Raw genomic sequence first — 8,218 nt, 5'->3', positions numbered from 1 at the left:
GCCGGACTTGAACCGGCACAACGCGAACGTCGAGGGATTTTAAATCCCTTGTGTCTACCAATTCCACCACCAGGGCACGCAATTCTTTATTGCGATGCCGATTACTGAAAAGTAAAACACCATCTTAATGTCGAAATGAATCAACACTACAAAATTTGGAGCGATACATCGGGTTCGAACCGATGACCTCAACCTTGGCAAGGTTGCGCTCTACCAACTGAGCTAGTATCGCATTTTCATTCTTAATATCTCTTAACTTATCAAACTAAGAGAAAGAATGGAGGCGCCTCCCGGAGTCGAACCGAGGTCCACGGATTTGCAATCCGCTGCATAGCCACTCTGCCAAGGCGCCTTTTTAATTCAACACTTTAGGGACTTAAGAAAGCCGCACCGCTGTGTTCGGGTGCCTACTTTACGGATTGAGGGGAGATAGTCAAACAAAAAAGTGAATTTAAATTCCGTTTGCTGACATTTAAATCAAATTGCTGCATGTTCGATCTCTTCAATCAAAAAACATACAGCAAAATGGATTCAAATATGATGCTCTAGCACTACCACTTCTTCATGAAACGACCAACAAGGCTCGGGTGATACGCCCAGCAGTGGTCAAACATGGTCATGAGTTGAGGGTTACCATACTTAGAAAGGCTAACCGCATGGAAACGGTTTTTGTGTTCTTTCAGCTTTTCAACTTGAGCAATCATTTCATCTGACTGCTTAGGTGCAATAAAGTCCGAAAGTACGATTAAATCGGCATTCTTGTATTTATCACCCGTCATCAAGTCAATCGACTTCATCAGAACCGGTTCTAGATCCGTACCGCCGTGGAACGAATAACTTAAGAAGTCGCTCGCTTCACGTAGGCCATCTTGCCGAGTTAACTCATAGGTAATCTGCTCAGAAGAGAACAAAATCACGTAACAGTCTCTCTCTTCTGCAAGAGCTATTTGCATCAAAGCATAAGCCATCGCTTTAGCCGATTGCTCAGGAAAACCACTCATTGAGCCCGAAGCGTCCACACAGACGATAAACGGGCCCTTTTCAATATCGATGTTCTTGCTATCTGGCTTCTGCGCTTTCACTTTGCGTAACGTGCGTGATTTACCTTGCGAGCGATAGCTAAGTAAGCGCTTGTCGGCCAAGTGCTTGTAAAAGATAACCTCAAGTTCAGGGTAAGCTAGGAACATGGTTTCGTTTGGCAGCATCTTATTCAGATCATCACTTTCGTGAATCCCAACAATATCATCGACCGCTTCATCGCTTTTCTCTTCAACCATCTGCAATTCTTCTACAGGGGCTTTGTGTAGCGAAGGATCATCTTCCTCACCAGCCATACGGCCCAGCTTTTCAGCGATCTCTTGCAAGCCCTTATGCTTATTCAAGAACTCAGCATGGCGCTTCATGATGGTAAGGTCTGTTTTGCTTAACTTGGCAGATGCCATGTCCCACAAACGCCCTACACTGCCTTCATCACCCGACTCCGTCACTTTGTCCATGTTTTTCATGGTTTCCATGCGCTGATAAAGATCGGCTAAGACTTTTTCTTTGCTTGTTTCAAGCTCGGTTACTTGAGCTTGCTTAATCGCATCAGAAAGTGATTGGTACCATTGGTCACAAAAGTAGTGTGGAAACATCGCATTATAAACGCCCTTATTGTTCTCCATAAGGCGTCTAGCTTGTAGATAAAACGCTGAGTGCCACTCCAGCTTTTTGATTACGTTGTCGATCTCATCAAAAAACTGCGGTTCATCCCAGTAAATCACTTCTTGATAAAGGGCGATTTCCTCTTGGAATCGATCAGTTTCACACACTTTAGTGACGCGTTTTTTAACTTTACCGCGCCATTTAACTAAGTGGTTTTTGACTGATGTTTTCACGCCTTTGTTCTCCGCAGCCATCATGACTTGAGAACGAGCAATGAGATCATTCATCGCTGTATCAATGATTCCTGAATCAGCTACCATCAAAGCGAGGTTTAAGCCGTCTGCTCCTAACATATGCTCTCCCCTTACTCGAAGTATTGGCTCATGAACTTAATACGCTGTGCGATCTTGCTGCTCTTCACTTTCGTTGTTTCGAGATCTTGCGTTACCGCCTGCAAACTTGCTTCCATCGCCTTCGGCAAATCTGGATCAATATAGTTATGAGGCAACGCATCATGGAACTCCGTGCGAACACGTTTTAACTTGAATTCAGCTTCGGTTAGCTGCTCTAACACTCTTTCTGCGCCGCTCAACCACTTGTTGTACAGTTCTTGGTCCAAACCGTCTGTAGTCACAACGCTCACCAATACAGAGCGATTGGCAATGTCTTTAATCACTAATTGGTTCGATGCATCCAAGTCGAGTTTTAAACGACATAGATTTTTGTTTTCGTTTACGTAACCGTAAATGTCGCCATGGCCTTCTTTAAGCACACGGTCAAAATCATCTTTGGCTACATAGACCCAACGACTGTCACCCTTCTCAGACTCAGACACCGACATGTTGCTCTGCAGCATTACCAGTTTCACTAGATTGTAAGCACTGCCCACGCTGTACACCTTCGCATTTTTGATGTCACTTTGGTAAACATCTTTACGCAGCAAGCCACTGGTTGATTCCATAGAGAGCGACACAGACAACGTTGATTCAACATCATCTTGTATCTCTTCTAACTCTTCACGAGACATTTCGATTTGAGCTTTCGACTCTTGCTGATCAAATGCTCGGTTCAAGGCAAAGTCCTTAACGACACTACGAACCACATCACGTGATTCCGGGCTGTGCCATAGGCAATCTTGCAGAAGCATGATATCCAGCGGGTTTACGCTGTCTCGGCCACTGAAGAACGCACTCGCTTTCAATAGTTTAACGGCTTTCTTCCAACGTCTGTCTGATACATACAATTCTGACTCTGAGGCGGCCCCTTGTTTTTTAACCGTATCTTCAAGCATGGTTTTCAGTTCAAACAACTTATCAAACGAATTGTCTGTCAGTTCCAGTTTATCAAGCTCTTTCTGCCATTGATGGTATTCAATATCCGTAATCGCCAAACCTTTTGGAATCACAGCTTCTTGAGAAGTCCCCGTCGTCAGCATCGATTTGAAGTTTTGTTTGTTTTGAATACGGTTTACAAACACACGAACCAACATACGGTCATAGAGGGCTTCAAGTCCGCTGTCTTCATCTGGAAGTTCGTTAGATGCTGAAACGAGTAGACGCATCGGTACGCGTTCAATGTCGCTGCCGTTTTTGAAAGTCTTTTCGTTAACGACAGTAAGTAACGTATTTAGGATTGCAGGGCCGGCTTTCCAAATTTCATCAAGGAATACAACTTGTGCTGTTGGTAGGTAGCCTTCAGTCAGTCTTACATAACGGCCGTTATCTTTTAATTCTTGGATACTTAGTGGGCCAAACACTTCCTCTGGAGTAGAGAAACGTGTCATCAGGTATTCGAAATAACTACTGTTGTCGAAAGCCTGAATGAGACGTTTAGCGATAAGGCTTTTCGCAATACCCGGAGGACCTAATAGAAACACGCTTTCGCCGGCTAAAGCAGCCAGTAAACAGAGCTTAATCGTGTCTTCTCTTTCGTAGACACCATCAGAGAGAGCATGCGCTAATTTGTTGATTCTCTCAGAGAGTAGCGCTTTGTCAGCATGTGAGGAAATAGAGGGATTCATGCGTTACTCCGAAAATCTTTGAACAGTTGAGAGTCTAGATATGTTTTTATACATTTGTTAGCACTTTGTTACAAGTGTATTTTATTATTGAGTTGCATTTATATCAGATGGTTACGTCGGTAATTTTGGCGCAATCATAGATTCCAATTATGAGAGTAACATCACGAACGGCGTGAAACTAAATCAATTGTTAAACCTAATTTTTCTTTTATTTTCGACACCATAGACGTTATGGTGGTGCACGTCTTCAGTTATACGATAAATTGGCAAGGAATGTGGCCAGACTGCATGAGTAAAGTTATCCATAAATGGAAAAGTATTTCTCTCATAGAAGAGAATGTGACGCTCCCTACGAACGTCGTGATAAAACATACAACGATAAACCACCCTGGCGCGGCCGTTATTCTTCCCATCACTTCGTCTGGAAAAATCATCCTCATTAATCAGTTTCGCCCTTCTCTCAAAAAGTGGCTTTTGGAGCTGCCCGCTGGCACGATGGAAATTGCCGAGACGCCTCTTCAATGTGCTCAGCGAGAGTTGGAAGAAGAAACAGGTTACAGTGCAACTTCTTTTCAAAGTTTGGGGCAAGTTACCCCTTTAGCTGGCTTCTGTGATGAGATCCAACATTTGTTTGTCGCAAAAGAATTAAGCCTCACCACACGCTTTGAGTGCGACGAAGATGAAGTAATAGAAGTGATAGAGCTTAGCTTAGAAGAACTGCACGAAAAAATACGATGTGACCAAATCACCGATACCAAAACTATCGCTTGTTTAAGCAAAGCCCAACTATGTGGCTATCTATAGCCAATTATATGGCTACCTAAAGTACTCTAGGAGAAAAACATGGACTTTCGTTCTGATACAGTAACTAAACCTTCACAAGCTATGCGTGAGGCAATGGCAAGCGCAGAAGTGGGCGATGATGTTTATGGCGATGACCCAACAGTCAACGAACTAGAACAGTGGGCTGCTAATGAAACGGGGTTTGAAGCAGCAATGTTCACCTCTTCAGGAACGCAAGCTAACCTACTTGGCTTGATGGCACACTGTGAGCGTGGTGATGAATACCTATGTGGTCAACAGGCGCACAACTACAAGTACGAAGCCGGTGGCGCAGCGGTATTGGGGTCGATTCAACCTCAACCAATCGAGAACAACCCAGACGGCACTTTAGATTTTAAAAAGCTTGCAGCCGCGATTAAGCCTGACGACAGCCACTTTGCTCGTACTAAGCTTCTTAGTTTAGAAAACACGATCAATGGTAAAGTACTGCCAATGTCTTACCTAGCGGAAGCTCGTGAGTTTGTAAACCAACATGGCTTGCAAATGCACCTAGATGGTGCGCGCGTCTATAACGCAGCAGTGGCATTAGACGTTCATATCAAAGAGATCGCACAACACTTCGACTCGATGACAATCTGCTTATCGAAAGGTTTAGGTGCTCCGATTGGTTCATTACTACTCGGTAGCAAAGAGTACATAGCGAAAGCCCGTCGCCTACGTAAAATGGTCGGTGGCGGTATGCGCCAAGCAGGTATTCTTGCGGCTGCGGGTAAAATGGCTCTAACAGCGAACGTGCCTCAGCTTAAAGCGGACCATGAGAACGCAAAAAACCTAGCGATTGGTTTAAGCAAACTAGAAGGTTTTTCGGTTAACCCTGATTTCATTCAAACCAACATTGTATTTGCGAAGTTAGATGAGTCCGTGGATATCAACCGAATCGCTCGCGAGCTGAGCGAACAAGGCATTACGATGTCACCAGGGAATCCTGTTCGTTTTGTTACCCACCGTGATATTAGCGCTGCAGACATTTCTCGATTCCTAACTGAACTGGAAAAAGCGCTTTAACTCTCAGCAAAGTTCCTATCCATTATCGCTAAGGCTAGAGCTTCCTGTGGGAAGCACTAGTCTTTCAAACATTTCATTAAACAATTTCGCAGCAAAAATAACCTTCAAAACCTGCTCGTTTTCTAATAGCAACACCAACTTGATCTGAACAGAACGCGATCTCATTTTGACCTATCAGAAGACATCCTAAGAATTATTCCTACATTTAACACTCTATTGCCGTTTAAGTTCAATTTACATTAGAGACATAAATTATTGTTTGGCCTAAGAGGAAAAAATTTAATGACATTTACGCCTAATTTTCAATTACCAAAAAATAGAAATTATAAATTAAAGGTCTCAGTTCTAAATACCATTTAAATAACTAATTTCAATAATAAACTTAAGCTATATTAAGCCCCCCTCTCTTCCTTTGAATATCTGCATTCGCTCGTAATCAAACTTTTAGATTAATACCTTCGCTCACAACATTGAAATTATTATTATCGGCTTGCTACTAAGCCCAAAAAACAACCTCATAACAAGCCGTAGACTACAATCCTAATTTTATCAATAAAACAATAAGCCAGATTAAAGCTTGCTGTTGAGCAAGAACTGATTATCTCTTTGAATATTAGATCATTATTCAAATAGCAACTCTACAAACTTCAGATAAAAATCATACTAAAACTCATACTTCTCTTGAATAATAAACTTTTTTTACTACTTCATCATTTTTCACAGCACATATAGTTTTGAAAGTTAAGCAACAAGTTACATTCTTTCGTTGAGGGGGGAAATTATGATTAAAGCAATGCCGAATTTTCATAACTTCATCGTCTCTACGTTAACTTTTAGCCTATCACTTTCATTCTATGTCAGTGCTAATAGCTTAACGTTAGGAATTAGCGGTCAGATCAAAGACCGATGCGAAATTAATTTTTCTTCTGGCAACGTTATGAACTTTACGGAACACCGTGATGTGCAGTCGTTGCCTTTTAATATTTATTGTAACCATCCGTTGGGTATAACGATTAACTCAAAACATGGCGGCTTAAAATATCAACATCAAGGAGTTGATATTATTGAGAGTTACAACCTGTCATTACAGATAGACGAACTTCGTCTTTATGAAAGTAGGCACAGCAGCCAACTTACTTCACCAGTAATGATAAACAGTTCTGGTGTTATTCCTTTTGCTCAACATGGGAGCCTTAGGGTAGCACTCGAAAATAGCTTGCGTTATGCAGGTTATTATCAAGACGTTATTGAGATCGAAGTTTACCCTTCGATTCATAGCGTGACAAAGTGAAAACTCTGCAATGTATCTGCAGAATAACAAACGCTCAGCAGTATTCGAGCCAATCATTTAAGATAAAGGAATTTCTAATGAAAAAGCTAACACTCTACGCAGCAACAGTCACTGCTATCTTTGGTGCTCAAGTCCAAGCCGCTCCTGGTGATGTCCAGTTAGTCGGCTTTGTTTCACCCGTATGTGAAGTAACTGGTCTTTCAACGCAACTGATGGACTTTGGTAATGTATCTCAAATTCAAAACCTTTCTGTTAGCGGTCTTAACATGAAGTGTAACGACGTCGACGGTGCAACAGTGACACTGACTAGTGCTGAAGGTGGTCTAGAGTCTGATGATAGCGAAGACTATGCTCTTACATATGATGCAACATTCAACCCTTCGGGCCTAGCTCCTTTCACACTTAATGCTCCTGGTGGCCCAGGTCAAAATGATGTTTCGGTAAGTAACTCTTATGGTGGTTCTGGGGCATTAGCTACTGGTGTTGCCGCAAGCATTGATATTGTTACGACAGAAACCTCACCTTGGGCAGGTGGTTACTCAGATACATTGACAGTAAACATCACTTCGAATTAAACGCCAATAAGTCGGGGGTTATTAATTGACCTCCGACTTTATCTTCACCTCGATTTCAACGACGTAAGTTTAATTTGGAGTTCCTCCCTATGTATAAATGGATCATGCAGCAATGGACTGTTCTTCTTTTATTGTCATTTACTTGTTTACCCGTACATGCGTTCAAAGTAGAACCCATGTCTATGGAAATGACACCGCTTGGTAAAAGAGCTCAAATGACTATGAGGGTTGAGAATTCTTCTAAAGAGCCACTCACAGTTGAGTTGTCCCCTGTATATATGACAATGGATAAATATGGAAAAGAGACTGTCACTCCTGCAGATGACGAATTATTAGTGATCCCGGTGACTGCAATTATTGAACCTGGACGCTCACAATCAATCATGGTGCGATATTTAGGTGATCCTTCAATCACCGAATCTAAAGCGTATCGTATTGCTGTTAAGCAAGTAAAAGTTCAAAGAGCTAGCAGTAATCAAGGACAAGTAAGCCTTTTGCTTCAATTTAATACTCTCGTCAACGTCCGACCTCAGAACACCGCTTCGCAGCTAGAAATTAAAAGCATTAAACAGAGCAACAAAAAGAACAAATGGGTTCTCGAAGTGCTTAACAGTGGTAATAGCTATGGTCGATTAACCAATACAACATGGAAGATCTCTGATGGCAAAAATTCAACATATTTAAAAGGTGCAGAAATCGCTAAGCGTATTCCAGGAACTTTAGTCCTTCCCTACTCCACTCGTTTTTTTGAAATGCAGCCTCTTAAGAATTACAACGTGGATACCCTATCGATTGAAATTGAGCAGGATTAATAGCGATGAGTGTAGTGGTCAAGTAAAA

7 protein-coding genes and 2 tRNA genes are annotated in these 8,218 nt (G+C 42.1%); 5 read left to right on the top strand and 4 right to left on the bottom strand.

The window, feature by feature from the left end:
• Nucleotides 1-156: 156 nt before the first annotated feature.
• The 4 genes from BCT34_RS22690 to BCT34_RS22675 all read right to left on the bottom strand — a co-directional run bounded on the left by BCT34_RS22690 (nucleotide 157) and on the right by BCT34_RS22675 (nucleotide 3,664).
• Nucleotides 157-232, bottom strand: a tRNA-Gly gene (locus BCT34_RS22690).
• Between the two features lie 46 nt (nucleotides 233-278).
• Nucleotides 279-352 (bottom strand) — tRNA-Cys (locus BCT34_RS22685).
• Nucleotides 353-551: 199 nt separating this feature from the next.
• A complete protein-coding gene (gene viaA, locus BCT34_RS22680) occupies nucleotides 552-1,997 on the bottom strand; it encodes an ATPase RavA stimulator ViaA (RefSeq protein ID WP_076651475.1) in 1,446 nt (481 codons plus the stop codon).
• A gap of 11 nt (nucleotides 1,998-2,008) precedes the next feature.
• Nucleotides 2,009-3,664 carry an ATPase RavA domain-containing protein gene (locus BCT34_RS22675; RefSeq protein WP_076651476.1) on the bottom strand — a complete coding sequence of 552 codons (1,656 nt, stop codon included), beginning with the start codon at nucleotides 3,662-3,664 and terminating at the stop codon, nucleotides 2,009-2,011.
• 288 nt (nucleotides 3,665-3,952) lie between these two features.
• Between BCT34_RS22675 and BCT34_RS22670 the strand changes: the two genes are divergently transcribed.
• The 5 genes from BCT34_RS22670 (at nucleotide 3,953) to BCT34_RS22650 (ending at nucleotide 8,190) form a co-directional block, all read left to right on the top strand.
• Nucleotides 3,953-4,468 (top strand): NUDIX hydrolase, encoded by a 516-nt coding sequence (locus BCT34_RS22670; protein ID WP_076651477.1) that lies wholly within the window; start codon nucleotides 3,953-3,955, stop codon nucleotides 4,466-4,468.
• Between the two features lie 39 nt (nucleotides 4,469-4,507).
• Entirely contained in the window at nucleotides 4,508-5,512 is a 1,005-nt protein-coding gene (ltaE, locus tag BCT34_RS22665; protein ID WP_076651478.1) for a low-specificity L-threonine aldolase, read from the top strand.
• Nucleotides 5,513-6,278: 766 nt separating this feature from the next.
• Nucleotides 6,279-6,803 (top strand): hypothetical protein, encoded by a 525-nt coding sequence (locus tag BCT34_RS22660; protein ID WP_241902744.1) that lies wholly within the window; start codon nucleotides 6,279-6,281, stop codon nucleotides 6,801-6,803.
• Between the two features lie 77 nt (nucleotides 6,804-6,880).
• Nucleotides 6,881-7,378: a hypothetical protein gene (locus BCT34_RS22655; protein WP_076651479.1), complete on the top strand. Its 498-nt coding sequence runs from the start codon at nucleotides 6,881-6,883 to the stop codon at nucleotides 7,376-7,378.
• An 89-nt stretch (nucleotides 7,379-7,467) separates the two neighbouring features.
• Nucleotides 7,468-8,190, top strand: coding sequence for a molecular chaperone (locus BCT34_RS22650; protein ID WP_076651480.1), 723 nt, complete (start codon nucleotides 7,468-7,470; stop codon nucleotides 8,188-8,190).
• The last annotated feature ends 28 nt before the right edge of the window (nucleotides 8,191-8,218 follow it).

The organism is Vibrio sp. 10N.261.45.E2 (assembly GCF_002875705.1).
GTDB lineage: Bacteria > Pseudomonadota > Gammaproteobacteria > Enterobacterales > Vibrionaceae > Vibrio.
Note: the sequence above shows the minus strand (reverse complement) of the source record. Positions and strands in the feature narration are given on the sequence as shown.

Bases quoted from the DNA above. Each gene is read 5' to 3' on its own strand.
- viaA (WP_076651475.1), bottom strand. From the start codon at position 1,997: ATGTTAGGAGCAGACGGCTTAAACCTCGCTTTGATGGTAGCTGATTCA.
- BCT34_RS22675 (WP_076651476.1), bottom strand. From the start codon at position 3,664: ATGAATCCCTCTATTTCCTCACATGCTGACAAAGCGCTACTCTCTGAG.
- BCT34_RS22670 (WP_076651477.1), top strand. From the start codon at position 3,953: ATGAGTAAAGTTATCCATAAATGGAAAAGTATTTCTCTCATAGAAGAG.
- ltaE (WP_076651478.1), top strand. From the start codon at position 4,508: ATGGACTTTCGTTCTGATACAGTAACTAAACCTTCACAAGCTATGCGT.
- BCT34_RS22655 (WP_076651479.1), top strand. From the start codon at position 6,881: ATGAAAAAGCTAACACTCTACGCAGCAACAGTCACTGCTATCTTTGGT.
- BCT34_RS22650 (WP_076651480.1), top strand. From the start codon at position 7,468: ATGTATAAATGGATCATGCAGCAATGGACTGTTCTTCTTTTATTGTCA.